Source organism: Mucilaginibacter sp. P19 (assembly GCF_050632265.1).
In the GTDB taxonomy this organism is placed as follows: Bacteria; Bacteroidota; Bacteroidia; order Sphingobacteriales; family Sphingobacteriaceae; genus Mucilaginibacter; species Mucilaginibacter gossypii.
In genome coordinates, this window is record NZ_CP192586.1 from 6,052,913 (window position 1) to 6,076,331 (window position 23,419).

Annotated in this window: 16 protein-coding genes; 8 read left to right on the top strand and 8 right to left on the bottom strand. The window is 43.2% G+C overall.

The features are described from left to right. The first annotated feature begins 466 nt into the window (after positions 1-466). Positions 467-1,882, top strand: a complete 1,416-nt coding sequence (locus tag ACQ86K_RS29740; RefSeq protein ID WP_431199284.1) for a glycoside hydrolase family 10 protein — start codon at positions 467-469, stop codon at positions 1,880-1,882. Between the two features lie 156 nt (positions 1,883-2,038). Here ACQ86K_RS29740 and ACQ86K_RS29745 read toward each other — a convergent pair whose 3' ends face one another. The 3 genes from ACQ86K_RS29745 to ACQ86K_RS29755 all read right to left on the bottom strand — a co-directional run bounded on the left by ACQ86K_RS29745 (position 2,039) and on the right by ACQ86K_RS29755 (position 4,902). After that, complete coding sequence (locus ACQ86K_RS29745; RefSeq protein WP_143020745.1) at positions 2,039-2,827, bottom strand: DUF1835 domain-containing protein; 789 nt, start codon at positions 2,825-2,827, stop codon at positions 2,039-2,041. A gap of 110 nt (positions 2,828-2,937) precedes the next feature. Beyond that, positions 2,938-3,444, bottom strand: coding sequence for a DUF4440 domain-containing protein (locus ACQ86K_RS29750; protein WP_112656106.1), 507 nt, complete (start codon positions 3,442-3,444; stop codon positions 2,938-2,940). Positions 3,445-3,567: 123 nt separating this feature from the next. Then, a complete protein-coding gene (locus ACQ86K_RS29755) occupies positions 3,568-4,902 on the bottom strand; it encodes an amidohydrolase (protein ID WP_431199285.1) in 1,335 nt (444 codons plus the stop codon). A gap of 427 nt (positions 4,903-5,329) precedes the next feature. Between ACQ86K_RS29755 and ACQ86K_RS29760 the strand changes: the two genes are divergently transcribed. Beyond that, entirely contained in the window at positions 5,330-5,737 is a 408-nt protein-coding gene (locus ACQ86K_RS29760) for a DoxX family protein (RefSeq protein WP_091167236.1), read from the top strand. 192 nt (positions 5,738-5,929) lie between these two features. Here the strand turns inward: ACQ86K_RS29760 and ACQ86K_RS29765 are convergent, their stop codons facing one another. From ACQ86K_RS29765 to ACQ86K_RS29780, 4 genes are read right to left on the bottom strand one after another with little or no spacing between them, the layout of a single operon-like run. Continuing rightward, positions 5,930-6,835, bottom strand: coding sequence for a DUF1735 domain-containing protein (locus tag ACQ86K_RS29765; RefSeq protein WP_091167233.1), 906 nt, complete (start codon positions 6,833-6,835; stop codon positions 5,930-5,932). Positions 6,836-6,852: 17 nt separating this feature from the next. Beyond that, complete coding sequence (locus ACQ86K_RS29770) at positions 6,853-8,310, bottom strand: SusD/RagB family nutrient-binding outer membrane lipoprotein (RefSeq protein WP_091167231.1); 1,458 nt, start codon at positions 8,308-8,310, stop codon at positions 6,853-6,855. Positions 8,311-8,330: 20 nt separating this feature from the next. Next, complete coding sequence (locus ACQ86K_RS29775; protein WP_431199286.1) at positions 8,331-10,436, bottom strand: hypothetical protein; 2,106 nt, start codon at positions 10,434-10,436, stop codon at positions 8,331-8,333. Next, positions 10,436-11,473, bottom strand: coding sequence for a carboxypeptidase-like regulatory domain-containing protein (locus ACQ86K_RS29780; protein WP_431199287.1), 1,038 nt, complete (start codon positions 11,471-11,473; stop codon positions 10,436-10,438). The genes ACQ86K_RS29775 and ACQ86K_RS29780 overlap by 1 nt, the downstream gene beginning before the upstream one ends. A 226-nt stretch (positions 11,474-11,699) precedes the next feature. Here ACQ86K_RS29780 and ACQ86K_RS29785 point away from each other — a divergent pair, with 226 nt between their 5' ends. The 3 genes from ACQ86K_RS29785 (at position 11,700) to ACQ86K_RS29795 (ending at position 16,719) form a co-directional block, all read left to right on the top strand. Then, a complete protein-coding gene (locus ACQ86K_RS29785; RefSeq protein WP_090532189.1) occupies positions 11,700-12,032 on the top strand; it encodes a PadR family transcriptional regulator in 333 nt (110 codons plus the stop codon). A 25-nt stretch (positions 12,033-12,057) separates the two neighbouring features. Beyond that, complete coding sequence (locus tag ACQ86K_RS29790; RefSeq protein WP_091167226.1) at positions 12,058-13,734, top strand: PspC domain-containing protein; 1,677 nt, start codon at positions 12,058-12,060, stop codon at positions 13,732-13,734. 537 nt (positions 13,735-14,271) lie between these two features. Beyond that, the gene (locus ACQ86K_RS29795; RefSeq protein ID WP_091167221.1) at positions 14,272-16,719 is read left to right on the top strand and encodes an outer membrane beta-barrel family protein; all 2,448 of its coding nucleotides are present in this window, start codon (positions 14,272-14,274) and stop codon (positions 16,717-16,719) included. A gap of 136 nt (positions 16,720-16,855) precedes the next feature. Here the strand turns inward: ACQ86K_RS29795 and ACQ86K_RS29800 are convergent, their stop codons facing one another. Continuing rightward, complete coding sequence (locus tag ACQ86K_RS29800; RefSeq protein ID WP_431199288.1) at positions 16,856-19,423, bottom strand: M14 metallopeptidase family protein; 2,568 nt, start codon at positions 19,421-19,423, stop codon at positions 16,856-16,858. A gap of 182 nt (positions 19,424-19,605) precedes the next feature. On the opposite strand from ACQ86K_RS29800, the gene recQ reads away from it, so the two are divergent. The 3 genes from recQ to ACQ86K_RS29815 all read left to right on the top strand — a co-directional run bounded on the left by recQ (position 19,606) and on the right by ACQ86K_RS29815 (position 23,305). Then, a complete protein-coding gene (gene recQ, locus ACQ86K_RS29805; protein ID WP_431199289.1) occupies positions 19,606-21,783 on the top strand; it encodes a DNA helicase RecQ in 2,178 nt (725 codons plus the stop codon). A gap of 167 nt (positions 21,784-21,950) precedes the next feature. Next, positions 21,951-22,577 carry a UDP-N-acetylmuramoyl-tripeptide--D-alanyl-D-alanine ligase gene (locus tag ACQ86K_RS29810; protein ID WP_431199290.1) on the top strand — a complete coding sequence of 209 codons (627 nt, stop codon included), beginning with the start codon at positions 21,951-21,953 and terminating at the stop codon, positions 22,575-22,577. Positions 22,578-22,630: 53 nt separating this feature from the next. Beyond that, positions 22,631-23,305 (top strand): glutamate ligase domain-containing protein, encoded by a 675-nt coding sequence (locus tag ACQ86K_RS29815; protein WP_431199291.1) that lies wholly within the window; start codon positions 22,631-22,633, stop codon positions 23,303-23,305. Positions 23,306-23,419 lie beyond the last annotated feature (114 nt).

Sequence of the window (23,419 nt, forward strand, 5' to 3'; positions counted from 1 at the left end):
TTTTAGCATAGTTAAGCAAGTGGTATAACAAAAGCTTAGCTATAGTGTTTAGTTTTTAACGAAATATCAACTGTTAATTGATGTAAAGCGCTTTCCTGCAAGTATATACAGATGCATTTATCCTTAATGGTTAACATATTGAACGTTAAAACACTAAAAATATGATTTTTTAAAAAATTATTACATCAATTGTTTTAGGCGTTGAGCTAAAATAACTACAAAATGTTTAAAACACAATAAGGCTTCAATTTTTATACTTCATAATAAACCTGCTACGTTATGAGTTTATATCTTTGCAACTTTCAATTTAATTCTATTTGATGCATATATACCAACGGTTCATACTCCTGATTATAATCCTGTTTACAAGTTTAACAGTCAATGCGCAACCTGCCGATCTTGTACCGGCACCGGTTGATGTAAAAATGCAGCCCAAACGCGAATTCAGGGGGTATGGATAGCCACCGTGGTTAACATCGACTGGCCAACAAACTCCAAATCCCCTTCAGAAAAGCAGAAACAAGAGCTTATCGATATACTAAACTCGCACCAGGAAACCGGGATCAATGCGGTTATGCTGCAGGTGCGGCCCGCTGCCGATGCATTTTATGCCAAAAGCCGTGAGCCTTGGTCGAAATATTTAACCGGTAGACAGGGCCAGGCCCCAAGCCCCAACTATGACCCGCTTGAATTTGCCATCACCGAAGCACATAAACGCGGCATGGAACTGCACGCCTGGTTTAACCCTTACCGCGCTACTTTTGACGGCAACTTTGCAGCGCTTAGTCCGCAGCATATTACCAAAATAAAGCCTGAATGGTTCTTTACCTATGGCGGTATTAAAACTTTTAACCCCGGCCTGCCCGAAGTGCGCGATTATATTGTACAGGTAATACTGGATGTTGTAGATAATTACGACATAGACGGCGTACACATGGACGATTATTTTTATCCCTATCCAATTGCCGGTCAAAAAATAAACGACGAGGAAACATTTAGAAAGTACGGCGAAGGTTACGATAATATTAAAGACTGGCGCCGCCACAATGTGGACCTGCTGATACATATGATTGCCGATAGCGTTCATGCGCATGATCCTAACATCAAATTTGGCGTAAGTCCTTTTGGCATCTGGGCTAATAAAGCGCAAAATGAGGAAGGTTCCGAAACCAATGGCGGTTCCTCATATTATGAAAACTATGCCGATACCCGCAAGTGGGTAAAAGAAGGCTGGATAGATTATATCAATCCGCAGCTTTACTGGCAGATAGGCAACCGTGCCGCCGATTTTCAAAAGCTGCTCGACTGGTGGGGCGACAATACTTATGGCAGGCATTTGTATGTAGGCCAGGCGGCTTACCGCATTAACGAGCGCAAGGTTCAGGCTTTCAGAAACCCGGCTCAGCTACCTCAGCAAATAGAACTTATTCGCAACAATCCAAGGGTGCAAGGCAGTGTTTACTTTAGCTCCAATTCGCTCACCAGCAACCCGCTTGGCTTTACCGACTCACTCCGCGACAATTATTACCAATATCCTGCGCTGCCGCCGGTAATGCTATGGCGCGATTCGATACCACCTAACACTCCTCAACAGGTTACGGCCAAAGCCGTAGGTAGAAGTGTAGCAGTAAGGTGGCTTACTCCAACTTTAGCTAAAGACGAAGAGCCGGTTTATGGCTATGTGATCTACCGCTTTAACGATGGTGAAAAGATAGACATCGACAATCCTAAAAACATTCTCAAAATCAAATATGATCCCACGCCGGGGTATGACGATAATACTGTTATTAAGGGTAAAACTTATCTTTATGTAGTCACAGCATTAGATAGGATGAAGAATGAGAGTGAAAGGTCGCCAACGATAGCCGTCACGGTTCCGTAATACTTTAATATCCCGTTGTCATTTCGAAACGAGGCGGGTGAGAGCTCTTATGCACTATAAACAAGCGGATATGCAATGCGTTTAAGCCGGGCGTATAAGATCTCGCTTTCGCCCCAATGTTCAGCCCCTCTCTGCTCAGTCAGGAAATGACACAATTTATAACTCTATCAACTCTTTTTCCTTCAGTTTATTGAGATAGATATCGATCTCGCTATCGCCCATGCCAAAAATACTTTCATTTTTCCAAAAGGCGTGGTAAATGGCCGTCTTGGTTTTAGCGCCGTTATTATAAATATCCAGTAGTTTTTGTTCGATATAGCTCAACCCATCCGCATTGGTTTGCATCCGTTTCAGGTGTGCCTGTAGTGCAGGCTTAAGCAGCGGAATGCCGCCCCAAAAGGTATTTTCATTAAGCCATTTTTCTAACCCGGCGAGGTCATTATTAACATATAGCCTCCAGGCATCGGCGGCCAGGCCAAGCTCCCATTCGTTCAGGCGTTCGCGGGCATCATACAATTCTTCAAATTGTTCGCCGGTTAATTCACCCAAGCCTTTCTTATTATCAAACTGAACACAATCTGCCAGGCAAATGAGGTAAATGGCCGGGGCCGACATATCGGTTTTCAGCGAAAGCATTTCCAATACACCCAGCAGGTTTACCTGGCAATGCAAATCAAATTCAAACCACAGGTTAATCTCGGTATACCGGCTGTTTAGTTTGCCAAGCTCATCTATCACTTTATGCTGATATTCATTTGCCGGGGCATCGAATGTTCTCCCAATCCAATCGCGGCGCTCACTCCAGAAACTTCCTGAAAGGATATTTTCCTGTAAAGGGCCTTCAGAAAACACCTCGCGCCAAACCATAACATCGCCGTCGAGCCCAGTTTGATCAAAACCATCTAACGCGGCATCGCCATTTAATATATGTAGGATAGCGTTCATAAAAGCTAAGTTATAAATAAAACCAAGGCCTTTTGTAAAGGGAAGTTTGTCAATCTTAATTTTAAATTCAGATTGCAAAAGTAGGCCGGCTTATGATACAGACTGGTGTTTTACATGCCGTTGCGCGGTACCCAGGCCTGGCTTTTAATGAGCCATTTACCGCTCACTATCCTTAATACGAACGAAAAGGCCCCCTGTTCTTCAAAATGTTCGCCATTCACAAGGCCGGTATATTCAACAGGAGCTATGAGGTAAACTATTTCGTCGGTTTGCTGAAAAGTTTTGATACGCTGCAAATCGACTTTAAAATCTCTGATCTTAAAATCCTTAACTGCTTTTTGTACCGAATTTATCCACTGTACACCGGCCAGTTGCCCGTTCCACGAAAAAGGGGGCTGTTCATCGGCTACTACGGCATTAGGAGCGTAAAGATCAGATACTGCTTCGATACTGAAAGTGCCGGAAGCTTTTATTACCGTTTCAACAACCTGGCGTACCTCGGGCTTTAATTTAGCTACCGTATCGGCAGGCAGCATCATTTTTGCCGAAGCTGCAATACCAGGCAAACTGCTCATAAACATGCACAGGCATAAAAGGGGTAGTAAATGCTTTTTCATGATCTTAACAATTTCACACTATGCTATTAAAGCCGTTCAATATACGAATAAGCCGCTGTAAAAATACTTTTTGATCGCTATTGTTTCAGCTAAATTAAAAAGAGCTATAGGGTACTGAGTAACTTATTTCTTGTTGTTCATGTAATCAATGGTCATATTACACAAGGCTTTTACACCTAAACTAAAGCCGCTTTCATCAATATAAAAATCGGGTGTATGGTGCGATGGTGCTTTCAGCGGATCGCCTCCCTTTGGCATACCGCCCAAAAATATGAACAAGCCCGGCACCTTTTCCTGGTAAAAGCTAAAATCTTCGGCACCGGTTACCGGCGGGCGTAATAGTACGTTAGCAGCGCCGGCAGTTTGCTGCAGGCTTGGCAGCATTTTTTGAGTGAGCTCAGGATCGTTATAAGTTACGGGATAGTGGTTGCTGTAGGGTATTTTTACGGTAGCTGTTGCTCCCTGGGCTTCGGCTGTTTTGGTGGCAATTTCGGTTACCCTGGTAACCAGCATTTTTTCATCAGCAGGGGTGAAGGAGCGGAGGGTACCCAGCATTTCAACCGATTCGGGGATGATGTTTGAGCGGTTACCTCCCTTTATGGCGCCAATAGTTACCACCGCCGGGTTTTCGGTTACATTGATATTGCGGCTTACTATAGTTTGTAGGTTATTGATGATCTGTGCTGATGTTACAATCGGATCAACGCTCGACCATGGATAAGCTCCGTGGGCCGACCGCCCCTTTACGATGATCTGCATGTCATTAACCCCTGCCATGGTACCACCCGGCCGGTAGGTTATTTTGCCAACCTCCGTTTGCGAATTAATGTGCAGCCCGAAAACCACATCCACTTTGGGGTTTTCCAGCACGCCCTCTTTTACCATTTGCTCGGCCCCGCCTTTTTGACCGGGTTCAACGCCCTCTTCGGCAGGTTGAAAAATGAATTTTACGGTGCCGTGTAAATCTGCTTTCATTGACGATAGCACCTGCGCAACCGCCATCAGTATGGCCATGTGCGAATCGTGCCCGCAGGCATGCATCACGCCAACCTCCTGTGCGTTATAAGTAGTTTTTACTTTAGATGCAAATGGCACAGGTGTACGCTCAATAACCGGCAACCCGTCCATATCCGCCCTCAGAGCCACAACCGGGCCCGGATGCCCGCCTTTCAATACCCCAACCACACCAGTGGTCGCTATGCCGGTTGTTACCTCGATACCTAACAATTGTAGATGTTTGGCGATAATGGCCGACGTGCGTACCTCATGGTTGCCCAGTTCGGGATGTTCATGAAAATCCCGGCGCCAGGTTATTACCTGTTCCTGCAGGGCATCGGCTTTAGCATTTACCTGCTGGCGCACCTCATTTTTTGTGCCAATGCCTGCAATGAAAAAATACATAAGGATAAAATAAGGCTTGCTTTCATACGGGTTGTTTGGAGATAGTAATATAAGCACAATAGTTTGAATATGGTAGATTGGGGAGTACTGGCTATGAGCCCCAATAAAAAAGGTAAGCAAGCGTGGTTCTTTTCTTGAGATGACAGAGCTGTTAACTTGGGGTTGCAGGGGGGTTAACAGGGTTAACACAATTTCGATTATAAGAACACAAATTATTGAAAATCAACTATTTAATAAATATACAGGGTTACATAAATCGTCGGTAAACTGGAGCCGGGTGGCCATCAACTTAAGTAAGAAAAAGCGCATAATCGCGTGCTCTCGCATAGAAGTCAGCGGGAGGGACTATGTTTAGCAGCGCTGTGAACATTGAAGCTCCATCGTTATTCCAAAGTTCCCGCTCAAGAGGGGAATTAATCTCTTATTTTAATGCCTTCCAACATTTTTATTACCTTAAGCCCTCACATCAACAAAATATCTTTAAATGGCACTTTTAGGCAATTTAGGCAATTATAAAAACTTTGGGCTCCTGATTATCCGGATTGGGCTTGGCATCATGTTTATTTATCATGGCTACCCTAAATTGATGGGCGGCACAGAAAGCTGGAAACATCTTGGAGCATCTATGAAATATATGGGCATTCATTTTTGGCCGGTGGTTTGGGGATTACTTGCAGCAGTTACAGAATGTTTTGGAGGCTTTCTGCTGATCATCGGGTTGGCTTTCCGGCCGGTTTGTATCCTATTATTTGTAAACATGATAGTAGCCGCCTTAATGCACCTGGGCACCGGAGGCGGGCTGGGCGATGCCGCTCATGCCATTGAAGATGCTGTTACGTTTGCCGGTTTAATATTTATTGGGCCAGGGAAATATAGCGTTGATAAAAAATAATTACATTAATTTAATATTAAGATACCCCGAAATCTCTATCAACATTTGACATCACTTTCGCCTCAAAAAGCAAGCAAATTTGGATGCATAGTTTTTGCAACCTCATATTGAAAGCAAAAGTAAAAGCCGATAGCTATTAAAGCAAAACAGGTCGCCGATTGGCGACCTGTTTATTAATCCCATTAAATAATTTTATTTATAGTAAGTATCCTGAAGCGACCTATCCGATCCGTTATCATTATTATGAACCTTAAACTTGAAAATAAATTTCTGAGCTATAGGATCAACAGATACTATTTCGGCAGGCGAACTGATCGATATTTTTGCTCCGGCCAAAGTTCCATCAGCCAAAGCAGCTGCGTCATCAGCATTTATCGCTACTGCGAAGTTAGAATAAGTACCCGCATTCTGCGTAAATGTAACTTCATAGCGTAATCCCAGGTATCCGGAAGCAACTTCAAATTGAGTTGGAGTAACCGGAGACAAAGTGGCCGACTGTCCTTTGGAATCAGTTGTTGGAGTTCCTGTGCCTGAACTGTTATTGTAACGTAAATAATCCCATTTATAAACGCCGGCAAAGTGGTTACCAATTACGTGATAATAATGGATACCGAAGTTACCGCTGATAGTAGTTCCTGAAGCATCTTTTATTACAATTGGAAGCATGTAACTTAAAGACGGATCTAACTTATTTTTATAAATAGTAACCGAAACAATTTTTGTGCGGGTACCTTTTGCTATAGTTACAGAGACATCGGTAAACACAAAAGCGTTTGCAGGCATAGCTACATAAGAAACGCTGTTATCAATTTTCGCGTAAGCTGCAATAACCGAGTTATCAACTGCCAAAGTTACTTTCGTATCAGTTGTCGGAATTGACGGCGATGCAATATTAACTGCAAACTGCCTAACAATAGTATCGCCCGCTTCGGTGAACGCATCTTTACTAAAATTTGTCAAACCGCTTATCGGTAATTCGGCAATAGGTTTTGATGCCCCAAAGTCTACGTACCTGTCATCTTTAAGGCACGAGCTAAGTAATGTTACACCCGCCAACAGGATAAGGCCCGTTAGCTTCGAATATATAAAATTTTTCATATCTATCTCGTTTTAAATTATTTAGCCCAGAAAATCTTTGATTTGAATGGGTCAATGGTTCCTTCTTTACCTACGTTATCGGCGTTTTGCTGATACTCAGAAGTTGGATAAAACACCCTGGTTGGTAAACCTGTACCAATTGCTTTTGAATCAATTGATCTTGGTACAGCAGGGTAGCCTGTTCTCCTGATCTCGTTATAAGCTTCAAGGCTTCCGTAACCGGTTAATGAAATCCATTTTTGAGTAATGATAGCCTGAAGTTTATTAGTGCTCGCGGCCCAGCTTACATTAGCAATTGGCTGATTGTAGTAAGTTTTGGCATCATCCGCACTAAGGCCCAAAGCAACAAACGATGCTGTTATACCGCTTTCGTACAGAGTTTGCGCGTTACCTGTAATAGTTCCATTCAATACAGCTTCAGCCTGAAGAAAGTATGACTCGGCCGATGACATCATGATACCATCCTGTGTAGCTGATTTCAACAAGCCCGGGCCGATGGCGCTTGTACCCGCATTCGGAACAGCAGAATCATCGCCAAATATGATACCAACACGTTTGATTTTCTTTGGATCATTGGCTATTGCAGCATAAAACGCCCTGGCCCTTAATGTATCATTAGTGGCTGTTAAGATACCTAATTCGTATGCATTAGCACGGTAGTACGCGTTGTTACCGGTTGGGTTACCGTTTTGATCAAAACCAAAACTTCTCCAGAAAGGGCTTTGCTGACCACCTACCGCGTCGCTATTGGCATAACCAGGTTGAGTAGCGGCTTTCACACTTGCGTTAAGATAGTTAGCATCACCCGAAGCTGGTAATGTAGCAGTTAGTTTACCGCGAACAGCCAAACGTAATTTTAAAGTGTTGGCAAACAATTTCCATTTAGCCATATCGCCCTTAAATACGATATCTGAAATATCAGGGTTGGTAGCTGAAGCGTTACCGTCAATTAATGCGATAGCTGCATCGATTTGTTTAATCAGGTCGGCATAAATATCAGCACCTTTATCATATTTGGGAAACAACGTTTTTGACGAGTTAAATGCCTCTGTGTAAGGAACATTGTTATAATTATCAACCAGCTGTTCAAAATCATACGCTTTCATGATTTTAGCAATCGCCCTGAATTTTGCAAATGAAGCATCAGCAGAAATAGTTTCCAGCGTGTTAAAGTTGGTTAAGTTTGCATATAGCGGGGCAAATACCTGATAGTTATCCGTAGTGAACTGGTATTGCTGCAATTGCGGGCTCGGCACGTAGTTACCGCTTGGTGATAACTGACCTGCCCAAACGCCGTAGTGAGGGTAATTGATGTTAACGATATCCGACGCTACTTTAAGTGCACCGGCCAACGTAAATTGCGGAGTGGTGACCGACGGCGTATTCGGGTTCACCGAAAGTTCTAAGAAGTCTTTCTTACAACCGGATAAACCGATGGTAACCAGACCTACCATTATATAAAAATATTTTTTCATCTCTTTATTTTTTAAACTAATTAAAACGTTACGTGAAGATCAGCACCGTAAACACGGGTTGCAGGCGTTTGCGAAGCACTGTTTGTACCAACATCGTTACCAACAGAGTTACTGAACTCAGGATCGCCCCAAGGGTTGCTTTTCGGAGTCCATAACGCCAGGTTACGACCGGTTAATGCAAAGCTTAAACCTTTGATGAATCCTGTTGTACGGATAAATTTAGTTAAGTCAAAATTAAGTGCGATTTCACGGATTTTCCAGAATGCAGCGCTCGATACCCTTGGGCCGTTTGCGGTGTTATAAGCAGAACTTTGCCAGAAACCATAGTTACCATCGGCAACAGTGACATTGGTATTTGGAGTGTAAACACCCGGCGAAGTTTGGATAACCGAATTAGGATACACAAAACGTGAACGGCCTGCTTCGGTTGAAATTTGTGATGAACCGCCAAAGTTTAAGGTTGAACCAACACCGTTGTAGATGATGTAACCGCCGCGGAACTCACCAACACCCGATAAGGTTACGATATCGTAACTAACCTGGGCATTAACACCAAGGATGTATTTAGGCGTTGTACGGCCAAAGTTTCTTTGAGTAGGATCAACCGATGGCAAACCGGTAGTACCGCTTACAATTACACGGCCCTGAGGATCACGCAACAGATCTGAACCTTTGTAAACCGGGAAAGGCTGCCCCACCACTGCAAAAACGTTGTTATTAATTTGTAACGAGTTGATACCTGGCAATAACGATATAACTTTCGAATCGTTAATTGATAAGTTACCACCTAAACGTAAACCAACTTTGTTTTTAGCTTTGGTTAACACATCGGCGGTTAATTCAAATTCACCACCCTTTGACTCAATTTCACCAGCATTCAATAATACTTGCTGATAACCTGTAGCCGCAGAGGTACTAACTTTAAGGGTTTGATTTTTACTATTTTGTTTGTAATATGTGGCTTTTGCACTAACGCGGCCGTCAAAGAATGAAGCCTCAGCACCAAACTCAATCTCATTGATCGACTCTGGTTTCAAACCGTAGTTATAGTGAATTGAACCTGCAGTTAAAGCACCTAACGAACCATAAGGGAAACCAGAGGTAACGCTGTAGGTATCAGTTAAGTTGTAAGGATCAATTGAGATGTTACCCACGCGGCTAACCTCGCCGTATAATTTTAAGTAGCTTAAAACTTTGTTATTTTTCAGGAAGTCGAGGGCATCAGTGGGGATGAACGACACTTTACCTGATGGATAGTAAAACGACCTGTTTGCAGTACTTAAACGAGAATCACGCTCATTCCTTACTGTACCTTCAAGGAACAGGTAATTTTTGTAGCTTAAGTTTAAAGCCGCATAATATGCAACCTGGCGAATTTTTTGCTCACCCTCTGAAGCAGAGGCAATGCCACCGATTGTGTTAATATTATAAAAGTCTTTGATCAACAGGTTATTGCTACCTGTGCTCATCGCTTTACGGTATTTTTGAGTAATGGTATTACCTAAAAGTAAGTTAACACCAAGGTCGTTATTGAAAAATTTATGATGGATAGTCACTATCGCATCTCCTTGTAACCTCGCATAGCCATCGCCATTGGCGGTACCGTCACCGTATTGGTAGTAATCATTTACCTGGCCCGGGGCTTTACCTGTAGTAAAGGTACTTTGTACACTACCTGCACCCAGCGGATCGCTGATGCTGTAAGGCGTAAAGTTTACCTCGCGGCGGGTGTATTTCTCCTGGTCGATACCAAAGTTATGTGAAACCCTGTAGTTCAGATCAACCCATTTGTTCACGGTGTATGACAAGGTTAAGTTTGACAAGAACACATCCCTTTGTTTGTTGATCCTTGAATTGTCAGTGATCCAGTATGGGTTGATGGCGTAAGCATCATAAAAATCGCTTGGATTTGAGAAGGTACCATTGTTTGAATCCCTGAAATCTTTAATATTCAGGAATGATGGCCACTGGATAAGGTTGGTGAACAACAGCGAGCCATTGTAGCCTGTACCGTAAGTGCTGATATCTGTACGGGTGTATTCAACCGAGAAATCGGCTTTGAAGTTTCCGTAACTTTTAGCGCCACGCACACTCACCGACGTACGGTTGTTTTTATCGCTTGGCACTACACCTTTTTGGTAAGCGTTCTGAGCAGAAAAATAAAATGAGCTTTTGGAATCGCCCTGAGAGAAGCTAATGTTGTTTTGTTCAACAATACCTGTGTTGAAGAAAGCTTTGATAGGATTTTTTTCTGAGCAGAGTATGGAACCATCAATACCGGACCATTAGGACCGCCTGCAGGGTAACCAACCTGCACCATGTGACCGTCATACAGCGGACCATATTGCTGGTTTTCATAAGGAGTGTACAGCGAGAAACCGGTGATAGGATCAACATAAGGAGCGCCTTCACCCCCGTAGATACCGTATTGGTTTTGTAGTTTAGGGAAATAACCAACGTCCTGAAGCTGGAACGAATTGCTGTAAGTAATTACAGGCTTGGCATCCGTACCTCTTTTAGTAGTGATGATCATCGCACCGTTTGCTGCCTCCGAACCATAAAGCGCGGCTGCACCGGCACCTTTAAGGATGTTAATGTCGGCGATGTCGTTCGGGTTGATTGATGATAATGATCCGCCCGGGATTGGCACACCATCAACAACGATAAGCGCGGTGTTGTTACCCAGGGCCGACCTGTTACCACGTAAGGTAATCCTCACCTGAGGGTCGATACTGTTATCAATGGTTGATACCGCCAAACCGGCAACTTTTGCAGTTAAACCGTTAGCAACGTTAATAACGTTTGATTGGGTAAGTTCTTTACCACCAATTTTAGTTGATGAGTAACCGGTTTCTCTTGCCGCCTTTTTAATGCCCAAAGCACCAGTTACAACTACCTCTCCCAGCTGTTTAGCTGAGGGTTCAAGAACTGCATTAACAATTGATGAAGTTCCAACCGTCTTGTCAAGTGACGTGTAACCAACGAATGAAAATGTGAGCGTTGAATTTGCCGGTACGCTGAGAGAGAATTTACCGGCTGCACTGGTTTGGGTACCTATGGTTGTACCCTTAATCTTTACTGTTACTCCCGGAATGGGTAGGCCGTCGTCTTTGGCCGTAACCGTACCAGTAACTGTACGGTTTTGCGCGAATACTTGCGTCATAGACAACACAAGTAAGCACAAACTTACGAGTAGAAGTTTTTTCATTTCGTTAATAATAAGATCAGTTAATAGTTAATTAATCATAAAAGTAATGTTACGTTATCAAAAAGTCAAGTAATTTCTTTTAAAACGTCATTTTTTTCAAAAAACCAAGTTTCAGCTAAAAGAATAATAATTATAGTACTATGTATTGCATAATACAATCTAAAACATATATCTTTGTATTATGATCGTCGAAAACACCCAAACCCAAATGAGGAAAGGCATACTGGAGTATTGCATCCTCTCCATCATAGCTAAGGGCGAAACATATGCATCAGACATAATTGCTGAACTTAAGAAAGCCCAACTGCTTGTAGTTGAGGGTACTCTGTATCCTCTTTTAACCCGTTTAAAAAATAACGGACTGCTCACCTATAACTGGGTAGAGTCAATTTCCGGGCCGCCCCGAAAGTACTATGTGCTCTCGGACGAAGGCCGGGCGGTACTTGAACAATTAGATAAAACCTGGCAGGAGCTGGTATTTGCTGTTCAAACAGCTATCGGCGATAGAAAATAGAAAAGCCTACAAACTCACTACAATCATGAACAAAACAATTATCATAAATATAAACGGCATGGTTTTTCACATTGAAGAAGATGCCTACGAAGTGCTGAAGAATTATATGACGGATGTAAAGCGTCATTTTTCTACTTCGGCCGATAGCCTGGAGATCACAACCGACATCGAAAACCGCATTGCCGAAATGTTTAACGAGATCCTGGCACGAGACGCCAAACAAGTTATTGTTGAGACCGACGTTAAGGAAGTTACCGAGCAAATGGGCAGCGTACAGGATTTTGAAACTGCCGAAACCGACGCCAAAGCTGCAGGTGGCAATCCGTTTGAGTACAATACCGAACGCCGCAGGCTTTTCCGCGACCCGGATGATCACCTCATCAGTGGTGTATGTGCTGGTATTGCCAATTATTTTGACATTAACCCGGCCTGGGTAAGGCTGGCCTTCGCTATCCTGGTACCTTTTGCCGCCATGGGCCTTATTATATATTTTATACTATGGATGGCTGTCCCAAAAGCCATTACCCGCGCCGACCGTATGGCTATGAAAGGCGAAAAGCAGGACTTGAAGGGTTTTAAAAAGAACTTTGAAGAAGAGTTGAGTACCGTACGTGAAAACCTTCAAAACTTTAAGCATGAAGCCAAACCGTTCATTTACCAGGTTCGCGATCTGATCAGCGATATCTTTGAACATCTTGGCGCCTTTTTAAGGGGTACGGGCAGTTTACTTGGCAAACTATTGGCTGCAGCTGTTTTATTGGCCTGCCTTGGCATGACCATAGCGCTAATCGTTTCGCTTGTCGCTTTATTTGCGGCTGGTAATATGGGCATCTACAACCTGTTTCCGTTCAACATAACTAATCACCAGGCCAATGGTATTTTCATGGCGAGCGGCTTTTTAGTACTAACTATACCTTTATTAGCCATTATTTTATCAACGATAGGCTTCCTGTTTAAAAAAGCTTCATTTAACCGTTCAATTGGTACTACCTTGTTATGTATCTGGTTAGCATCCCTGGGTGCGGTTTCATATTATGGCGTAAAAACGGCGGCCGGCTTCCGCGAGGGCGGTAAGTTTACGCAAACAGTTAAACTTAAGCCAACTACAAACAACACGTATTACCTGCAGCTGAACGACACTAAGTATTTAAGTAATGAAGACAGCACACGCCTCAAAATAAACGAGCGCTTTAAAGGCATGATCATTTTAGATGATGATTTTAATGGCGATGATATGCCAAATCGCAACGTTACCATTGATATTGAAAAGAGTGATGTTCCTCAACCTGTGCTCATCGAAACATTCAGCGCCCGCGGCAGCAATCTTGAAGAAGCCTTGATCAACGCCCGCAGTGCAGCTTACCGTTTTGAGCAAAAAGATTCTGTTTTAAATTTCGATCGGCACCTGGAAATGCCTAAAGGCTTTTTATGGCGCGGGCAGGAATTACACCTCACCCTTAAAGTACCTCTTAATGCTAAAGTTGTTATTGATGAAAAACTCGACCGCAACATCAACTTTAATATATATGAGTGCAAAGACCAGGACAAGAATAACGGCATTACAACCGCCACTTATATCATGACCACCAATGGCCTCGAATGTAAAATAGATACCAATACAACAGCGGATAAAATTATGGAGAAGATAAAAGCATCAAAAGATGCAGGTGTTCCGGATACTACCAACGCACCTGGGCGTTAAAAATCGCCTGCCCTATGAAAAGTATTTTTAAATATATAAGCCTGCTAATTTTTAGCGGGCTTATTATTCCTTTTTATTTCCTGTTGCAAACAGGAGGCAAATCGCTTTTAAACAACAGGATAAGCAATCGGGAGGCAACCATCCCCTGCCAAAATGAAATGCCAATTACCTTCCGGATTATTAAGGATATGGCAAAAAATTTAATGCCTGCATTAAAAAGTGAAAATAATCTGTAACCAACACCCCTGTTTTTGCATCTTACTATAAAAAGCAACACAATTACCATTTCCGGGTAATCCGGCAACATAAATTTAATAATCGTTAAAAAATGGCCTAAAAGCCAGGTGGGATTGTTTTGCTAAAATTTAAATCAAAAGCATTAACACAATGAAAACAATCGCCTATATCTCATAATTACTAAACCCTAAAAAACCGGAAAAAGCACCCCGGAAACTAAAAACACTTATTTACAAATTTTTAAAAAGGAGCAATCCTTTAACGGCATTGTATTGCCCTTACTTTTAAACCGAACTAAAAATGAAAGCTATCATACACAACATATTTTATACACTGCTGCTTGTTGCTATCAGCTGTAGTGTATCGTTTGCCCAGCAGGCTCCGCCTGCCGCCAAGGTATCAGGGGCCTTAGTTAACGAGCAGGGCAAACCACTTGATTATGCGACTGTAAGCCTTTTACGCGCCTCCGATTCAACTGTGGTTAAAGGAGCATTAAGTAACGATGCCGGTGTTTATGTTTTTGACAACATAAAAGCGGGCAACTATATTATTAAAGCCACTGTTGTTGGCTATCAAAAAGCTGTAAGCAAAAGCTTCACCGTGCCTGCAAATACACCGCATGTTACAGCTCCTGCTTTAAACCTGCACACAGGCAGCACCGAATTAAAGGCCGTTACCATCACCGCCACAAAACCCCTTATTGAGCGTAAAATAGACCGCACCGTAATGAACGTCGAAAACAGCGTACTTGCAGCCGGCAATACCGCCATGGAAATTTTAGAACGTGCACCGGGCGTTACTGTTGATAAGGACGATAACATCAGCCTGAAAGGTAAACAGGGCGTAACTGTCATGATCAATGACAAGCTAACCTATCTTACGGCAGCGCAGCTGGCTACTTTATTACGTTCAACTGATGGCAATACCATTAAATCTATTGAGATCATTACCAACCCATCTGCAAAATATGATGCGGCCGGCAATTCGGGCATCATTAATATTAAATTGAAAAAGAATACACAATCGGGCACAAACGGCAGTATTACCGTGGGCGGTGCCAAAAGCAAATACTGGCGCGATAACAGCAGCCTAAACCTTAATCACAAACAGGGCAATCTCAATGTGTTTACCTCATTAAGCAGGGGTGATAACAAACGCGGCCACGATATTGGCATTGACCGTATCATTACTGATTCGCTTGGCAATAAAACTTATTTCAACCAGAAATCAAACCTGCCAAGCATCAACCATTACAACAACTATCGTTTAGGTGCCGACTATGACCTAACCCCGAAACATACCATAGGTTTTGTGGTAAGCGGCTATTCAAACAGCGAAAAAGACTTGAATGATAACCGCACAATTATCGGCAAACAATTTGGCGTGCCCGATTCTTCGTTGCACACTACATCAGATATCAGGCAAACCTATAAAAACTTCGCCCTTAACCTTAACGACAGGCTTAAGCTTGATACCAGCGGCCAGGAGCTGAGCATTGATTTGGATTACTCTAAATTCAAAAACAACTCCAATGCCATGTACAATACCGATTATTTTTTACCTGATGGAAGTATACAGCATGAACCACAAATGCTGCGTAACCAAACACCTTCAACCATAAGCATCTACACCGGTAAAGCTGACTACACCAAACCGCTTACCAAAACCATCAAACTGGAAGCCGGGGTAAAATTCAGCAGTGTTAAAACCGATAATGACCTGCAAGCGCAGATCTTCAGCAACGGTGCTTATATTAATGATACTACACGTACCAACCGGTTTATTTACACCGAAAAAATTAATGCCGGGTATTTGAACCTGAATAAGCAATTCAAAAAATTCTCTGTACAATTAGGCTTACGTGCCGAACAAACCCGATCTACAGGTAACCTTATTGGTAGCACACCTGTTAAGAGAAGCTATTTAAATCTTTTCCCAAGCGTATTCATTAATCAAACCATTAATGATAAAAACGAAGTAAGCTTTTCATACAGCCGCCGTATCGACCGTCCGGGCTATGACGACCTGAACCCTTTTGTTTATTACCTTGACCCTTACACTTATTCGCAAGGTAACGCGTTCCTGAACCCGCAATACACTCAAAACTTTGAGCTTAATTATACTTATAATAAAACCATCAACGTAAGCCTCGGTTACAGCCATACTACCGATGCTATTACCGAGCTGATTTTAACAGAAGGCAAGCGTTCATTTGAAACACATCAAAACCTGCAAACCCAAACCGGTTACAATGTCAACGTCAACACACCATTCACCATTACCAAATGGTGGGAGGGCAATGTTAACGCAACCGCGTTTTACCTGGGCTTTAAGTCGGATACCCTTGCCGGTCAAAAGTTCAATGATGGGCAATGGGCTTTCCAAGGCCGTACAACACAAACATTCAAGTTTGCAGGCTACCGCTTTGAAGTAACCGGCGATTACCAATCATCATTAACCTACGGCATTTACAAGATCAGGCCGCGCTACTCGGTAGATATGGGTGTCAGTAAATCATTCATGGAAAAGAAATTCAACATCAAAGCTTCATGCGATGACATCTTCAACATTCGCCGCAATGATTTGAGCAGCCAGGTGGTGAACAATAACTTTGTTATCAAACAAAAAAATGATACCCGGGTAATGCGCCTTACTTTTACTTATAACTTTGGTAACAGTTCTATCAAAATGCGTCAGCACCGCAGCGGCGCCGATGATGAAAAAGGAAGGGTAAAGGGGAATAATTAACCCCCCAGCCCCCTGAAGGGGGAGCCTTTGATTAGCATGGCTATAAGTTAAAATTAAAGGGCTTGTTTCCAAAATGGAAACAAGCCCTTTAATTTTAAAGCGATGTAGCTGCTCCCCCTTCAGGGGGCTGGGGGGCTTACTGCCCCACCATAAATACGGCATTACTGAACAACAGCTTACCGTTTTCCCAGAAGCTGCGGAACAACGGGTCATCAACCATATAAACTACCGAACCGCGGCCCATGGGCTGTACGCCAAGCAGCAAACCGTTTATGATCTTCTTTTTTGATTCGGCACCTACAAAGCCTGATACGTAACTATCCTTTTTTATAGTGCCTACGTTCCAGCCATCATCGCCAGAGAAAAGATCGTAGATATCATCATTCAACTTTAATGAATAGTAGTAATCCGGCAAGCCAAAACCAAGCGGATGGGTATTGTCAAGGTTCAGTTTATAAATAGCGCCTGGAATAGACTCGCTAAGCGCTAACCGGTCGCGATCTCCATATAACTTAACCGTTTTATCCTTGTCCTTTTCTTTGTCCTTATCTTCTTTTTTCTCTTCCCTATGCTTAATCAGGAAGCCTTTTTTATCAACCAGTAACGATACAGCATTATCCACGGCTATCAGCTTACCACCATCACGGATCCAGTTTTGTAATTTCTCCGAAGGGAAATCTTCATAACGGCCATCGGGGCAAATCACCACATCAAATTCGCCCAGTTTTGTGCGACTTAAGTCCTGATACCTTATTAAAGTAACCGGGTATCCAATCTGCGCCTCAAACAAATGCCAAACTTCGCCCATAGCTTCCGAATTAACACCGTCGCCGGCAATCAATGCTATTTTAGGTTGATGGATAAACCTTACCGCATCCGAACCAATATCCGATCCTTTATCAACAAAGCCTGTTGAAATAGGAGTGATCTCCTGATTAAGTGCTGCAGCTGTTTGTGTAACCACCTGGTCAAAAGCAGCCAGGTCGTTGCCCGCGCGGGTAACAATTAATGAACCTGCTGTAAATTGCTTGCCCCCTGCTTCAAAAGGCTTCTCGGCATAACGCACTTTAATCTTCTTTTTTAGCAAAGCAGCCAAAAACTTCACATCATTAACCGATTGCCACGCCGATACATATGCGTAAGCATGTGTATTTACCAGAGGCTTAGGCTCGGCCACGCTCCATTCGGTACTGGCAGGTTTAAATGATTCCTTCAATCCGTAAGCTTTCAATCCATAAGCATACGGAAGCGACCATGCCGTGATATCATATGTATTCGAGTCCGGGATAAAGGTTTTGGGCTCCAAAAGCACATGCAGTAATACTGCTTTAGGCTGATAGGCATTAACTACCAGGTCGTTTGCGCCAACATTATATTGCTCCGTTTTTTGGGTAACATAGTTAAAGCCGGTAACGGTTTTATTAGCTAAGCCAAAACCATACTGGATGCCGTTGCGGCCCAGCATTTTTGCCAACGCGTTAATTTTATTATTGTTATCGTTTTTAATAACATAGGTTTTGTAATCGCCCGGGGGATTGGCCCGACTGTTGTCAAAAAACTTTTTATACTCATCCAAAAGCTTTTGAGTATTTAACGCGGCTATTTCAAGCGTGCTTAAACTTGTTGAGTGGTGATGGGCTACACGTTGCACCAAAGTAAGGGTATCACCGCTGCGGGTAACCACAGCCAAACCGGCACTGATACCACCTTGCTCATACGTCATGCCGATAGAGCCATTGTATAAAGGATAAGTATCGCCATATGACGGGTAAAGCAGATCGAACTCGTATTTTGTAAAATACATCCAACCGTTCTGGTCAAAGTACTTGGCATTGTTTTTACCAATGGTGATCTGGAACTGGCGTTGCCATTGGGTAATATCTTTATGGTAAGGCTCGGCAGCAGGGGCAAAGTAATATGGTGCGTTATAACCCTGCTCATGGTAATCAACATGTACCTGCGGCAACCATTGATTATACAAACCTACACGTGCCTGGGTTTCTTTTTGCTGTTGCCATGCCCAATCGCGGTTAAGGTCAAAATAAAAATGGTTTACCCTGCCACCCGGCCATGGTTCAACGTGCTCGCGCGATGTTGGGCTGGGATCTGGCGCAGCGCCAACTACCGAATTATAAAAATTAACATAGCGGTCGCGCCCATCGGGGTTTAAACAAGGATCGATAACAACAACCATATTTTTAAGCCAGGCTTTAGTAGCAGCATTTGCCGGATCAACCATGTCAAACAAAGTCCACATCGAAGCTTCACTTGATGCAGGCTCGTTACCGTGTACATTATAGCTTAGCCAGGTAACAACAGGCATGGCAGTGCTGCCGCCGCCGCTTTCTATCCCGGCCAGTTTAAGGTTATTATGACGGATCTCTTCCAGCCTGCCAATATTTTCATCAGAAGCGATGAACATCGCCAGTAAAGGCCGGCCCTCGTTGGTAGTACCAAACTGCTGTAGTTTTACATTTTTTGAAACCGACGCAACGTATCTAAAATATTCGGCGATACGATAATGTGGAGTAAAATGCTCACCCAGTTTATAACCCAGGAACTCCTGCGGCGATTGGATCTTTTGCGCAAAGGCCGGGCAAAAAAACTTACAAATACAAAAAGGAGTAAATGTTTTTTTATCATAAATAAATAATAGATATATAGGAGAAAAGAGATAAGCTAATATGCAGAAAAATATTGGCAAATTGTTAGATGTGCAAATTTCAGATGTGCATATGTAAATGATAAAATGTAATTACAGTTAGTTAAGGTAGAAGAGAACCGCACATCTGGAATTTGCACATCTATAATTTAAAATTTGCACATCTGAAATCCGCATATTTATAATCTGAAATCTGCACATTTGCATATCTGCAATCAACAAACATGACACCTATTCAGGCCCTGCAAAAATACTTTGGTTATAGTACCTTCAGGCATGAGCAGGAGGCTATCATTCAAAATATACTTAAGGGGCAGGATGTAATGGCGCTGATGCCTACCGGTGGCGGCAAATCATTGTGCTACCAACTGCCCGCTGTTTTGCTTGATGGCTTGACCATTGTAATATCACCGCTTATTGCGCTGATGAAAGACCAGGTAGATAGCCTGAACGTTAACGGCATCCCTGCGGCTTTCCTCAATCTGTCGTTAAATCCCGAGGAAACGAGGGTGCTGGTAAACCGGCTCCGAAACAATGAGATCAAACTACTTTACCTTGCCCCCGAACGTTTGTTCAGTGCCGAAAGCAAAGAGAATAAAGAAAGTAAGCTTATTCCTTTTTTAAAAACGCTGAAAGTTTCCCAGATAGCAATTGACGAGGCGCATTGTATCTCATCATGGGGACATGATTTCAGGCCTGAGTATTTAATGCTTGCCGGGCTTAAGGAAGAGTTTCCGTCGGTGCCGGTTATAGCACTTACGGCTACTGCGGATAAGCTTACACAAAAAGATATTCTTGAAAAGCTCAACCTTCATAAGCCGGCAATATTTGTATCCTCATTTAACAGGGCAAATATTACTTACCGCGTAGCGCCTAAAAAGAACAGCTTTAAACAGCTCATCGCCTTTTTAAATGAACATAAGGATGAGTCGGGGATTATTTATTGCCTATCCCGTAAATCTACCGAGGCTTTGGCCGAGGATTTAAAAGATGAAGGCTTTGCTGCCGAGGCCTATCACGCCGGTCTTAGTAATGAAGTTAAAGCCCGTAACCAGGAAGCTTTTTTACGTGACGACCTCAAAATCATCGTGGCAACCATCGCCTTTGGTATGGGTATCAATAAATCAAACGTGCGCTATGTAGTACATGTTGATCTGCCAAAAAACATTGAAGGATATTACCAGGAAACCGGCAGGGCTGGGCGCGATGGGCTTCCATCGGAAGCATTGTTGCTTTACTCGCCCGGCGATGCAATGAAATTGCAGGCTTTTGCCAAAGTTGAAGGCAACGAGCAGCAAAGCCGCATCATGCTTAATAAGCTTAATGATATGGTTAAATATTGTCAGCTGCTATCGTGCCGCAGGCAATACCTGATGAAATACTTCGACGAAGAATTTCCGGCCAAATGCGGCTCATGCGATGTTTGCTTAACTGAATATAAACGTTTTGATGGCACGCTGATCGCTCAAAAAGCGCTCTCGGCGGTAGCCCGGTTAAATGAACGTTTCGGGGCTAACTATGTAATAGATTTTTTGCGGGGATCGAAAAGCGATAAGATCCGTGAAGAACATAAGCAGTTAAAAACCTACGGTATCGGTGCAGATATCAGCAAGGCCGACTGGCAGCACCACATCCGCGAGCTGGTTACCATGGGCTATCTGCAAACCGCCGGCGACGAATATCCGGTTTTAAAGCTTACCGCGCAAAGTGCAGCTGTTTTAAAAGGCGGCCAAAAAGTTGAGTTTATTGAAATAGAAAAAGTTGAAGAAGTTCATCATGAAGAAAGCCTTCCTTATGAGATTCCGTTATTCAACCGGTTAAGGGAAGTTAGGCGGGGCATTGCCGAGGGTGAAAATGTACCGGCTTATGTTATTATATCCGATGCTACACTGCAGGAAATGGCTACCTACCTGCCACAAAGTTTGGATGAATTGCGAATGATTTCTGGTTTTGGCGATATTAAACTGGCCCGTTATGGTCGCGAACTGCTTGAACCGGTTAAGATTTATTGTGCTGAAAAAGGCCTCGGTTCAAAAATAAAACAGAAATCGCCTAAACGGGAGCGGAAGGCGAAATCACCGGGGCAAACCAAATCTTCTTCGCGAAGCAATGATACTAAAGCCGAAACGTTTAACCTATATCGCTCCGGAAAAACCGTTGTCGAAATAGCTGCTGAGCGTGGGTTCACTACAGCTACCATAGAAACACACCTGAGTTATTATGTACAAAACGGCGATCTGGATATCACCGAAATAGTTCCGCAGAAAAAGATCGCTGTTATTGCCGACGCCGTTGAAAGTTATGGAACTGAAAGACTATCGCCCTTAAAAGAAGTTTTAGGCGATGATTACAGCTACGGTGAAATCAAAGCTGTAATTGGCTGGATGAACAAGGGGGAATAATTTTTGTTAAGTTTGAAACCTTGGGCTCGTTTGCAACGAGCGCTTAAAATGGGCTTGCGTTTTAAACGCAAGCCCGGCGATACAATCGCCGAGCCACGTTAAGCACTCGTTGCAAACGTACGCAAGCTAATGATGACATATTTTTGAATTGTATTTGTTCAACACACATGACTACCACAACCCAACTGTACGATATATACCTCAAACACCCCGTAATTAGCACCGACACCCGGAAGATAGTGCCTGGCAATCTGTTCTTCGCCCTCAAAGGCGATAAGTTTGACGCCAACACTTTTGCACAAAAAGCAGTTGAGGCCGGTGCAGCTTACGCAGTAATTGATAACGCCGAATATCAACTGGGCGAACAGTATTTATTGGTTGAGGATGTTTTAACTACCTTGCAGGATTTAGCGCGTTATCATCGCCGTCAGCTTGACATCCCGGTTATCGGACTTACAGGTACCAACGGAAAAACCACCACCAAAGAACTGATCAATGCCGTATTATCGCAGCATTTTAAAACCCAGGCTACCCAAGGCAATTTAAATAACCATATTGGTGTACCACTTACAATTTTAACCATTGATGCCAGCCACGAGGTGGCCGTTATTGAAATGGGGGCCAATCACCAAAAAGAGATCGAGATGCTTTGCAGTATTGCTCAACCATCGCTTGGCTTAATTACCAATGTTGGTAAAGCGCATCTGGAAGGTTTTGGCGGAGTTGAAGGAGTGAAGAAGGGTAAAGGGGAGTTGTATGATTATTTTGCCCCCTGCCCCCTAAAGGAGGAGTAAGCAAAACAGATGGTGCTGTCTTTGTCAATAGCGATGATACTGTTTTAATGGAGATGGCTGCTGTCCGTCGTTTACCTCACGTGGAGTATTACGGAACCGATGCTATTGACAATCTCATCAGCGGTGAACTGTTGGAAAATTCTCCGTTGCTCACTTTAAGTTGGACCAATAATAAAACCGGCGACTGCTATCAAGTTAAAACCCAGCTAACGGGTACTTATAACCTGCCCAATATTTTAGTAGCCATATGTATAGGCACCTATCTCGGTTTACCGGCTAATGAAATCAACGCCGGTATCGAGGGTTATCAGCCTAAAAATAACCGCTCGCAAATTGTACAAACAGCTACTAATACGCTCATTTGCGATTATTACAATGCCAACCCAAGCAGCATGTTTGTAGCCATTGAAAACGTGGGCAAAATTGAAGCAAAAAGGAAGGTACTTATTTTGGGCGATATGTTTGAAATGGGGCCGGAAGCGGCTGTTGAACATGCATCTGTTATCCGCAAAGCTATGGATACCGCTGTTGATGAACGCATCTTTATCGGAAAGGATTTTTTGGGTGCTTCGCAGTCCATGGATCATGGACCATGGACCATGGACAAGTTTTATGAAACTGCCGAAGATGCCATTGCTGCTTTGAAAGCACAGCCTATTACCAATTCAACTATCCTGATCAAAGGATCGAGAGGGATGGCTTTGGAGCGGTTGGTGGAATTGTTTTAAGTTTTCAAAGTAAAGACGCATCACATGCGTCTCCCATGAGGACAGATAAGCAATCAACGCAAAACCAGTCATTCGGGAAACGCATGTGACGAGTCTCTACCAATTTGAACCAAC

Excerpts from the sequence above, each read along its gene's own strand:
- ACQ86K_RS29745 (WP_143020745.1), bottom strand. The coding sequence starts at position 2,827 with ATGAACGCTATCCTACATATATTAAATGGCGATGCCGCGTTAGATGGT.
- ACQ86K_RS29750 (WP_112656106.1), bottom strand. The coding sequence starts at position 3,444 with ATGAAAAAGCATTTACTACCCCTTTTATGCCTGTGCATGTTTATGAGC.
- ACQ86K_RS29760 (WP_091167236.1), top strand. The coding sequence starts at position 5,330 with ATGGCACTTTTAGGCAATTTAGGCAATTATAAAAACTTTGGGCTCCTG.
- ACQ86K_RS29765 (WP_091167233.1), bottom strand. The coding sequence starts at position 6,835 with ATGAAAAATTTTATATATTCGAAGCTAACGGGCCTTATCCTGTTGGCG.
- ACQ86K_RS29770 (WP_091167231.1), bottom strand. The coding sequence starts at position 8,310 with ATGAAAAAATATTTTTATATAATGGTAGGTCTGGTTACCATCGGTTTA.
- ACQ86K_RS29780 (WP_431199287.1), bottom strand. The coding sequence starts at position 11,473 with ATGACGCAAGTATTCGCGCAAAACCGTACAGTTACTGGTACGGTTACG.
- ACQ86K_RS29785 (WP_090532189.1), top strand. The coding sequence starts at position 11,700 with ATGATCGTCGAAAACACCCAAACCCAAATGAGGAAAGGCATACTGGAG.
- ACQ86K_RS29790 (WP_091167226.1), top strand. The coding sequence starts at position 12,058 with ATGAACAAAACAATTATCATAAATATAAACGGCATGGTTTTTCACATT.
- ACQ86K_RS29795 (WP_091167221.1), top strand. The coding sequence starts at position 14,272 with ATGAAAGCTATCATACACAACATATTTTATACACTGCTGCTTGTTGCT.
- recQ (WP_431199289.1), top strand. The coding sequence starts at position 19,606 with ATGACACCTATTCAGGCCCTGCAAAAATACTTTGGTTATAGTACCTTC.
- ACQ86K_RS29810 (WP_431199290.1), top strand. The coding sequence starts at position 21,951 with ATGACTACCACAACCCAACTGTACGATATATACCTCAAACACCCCGTA.
- ACQ86K_RS29815 (WP_431199291.1), top strand. The coding sequence starts at position 22,631 with ATGGCTGCTGTCCGTCGTTTACCTCACGTGGAGTATTACGGAACCGAT.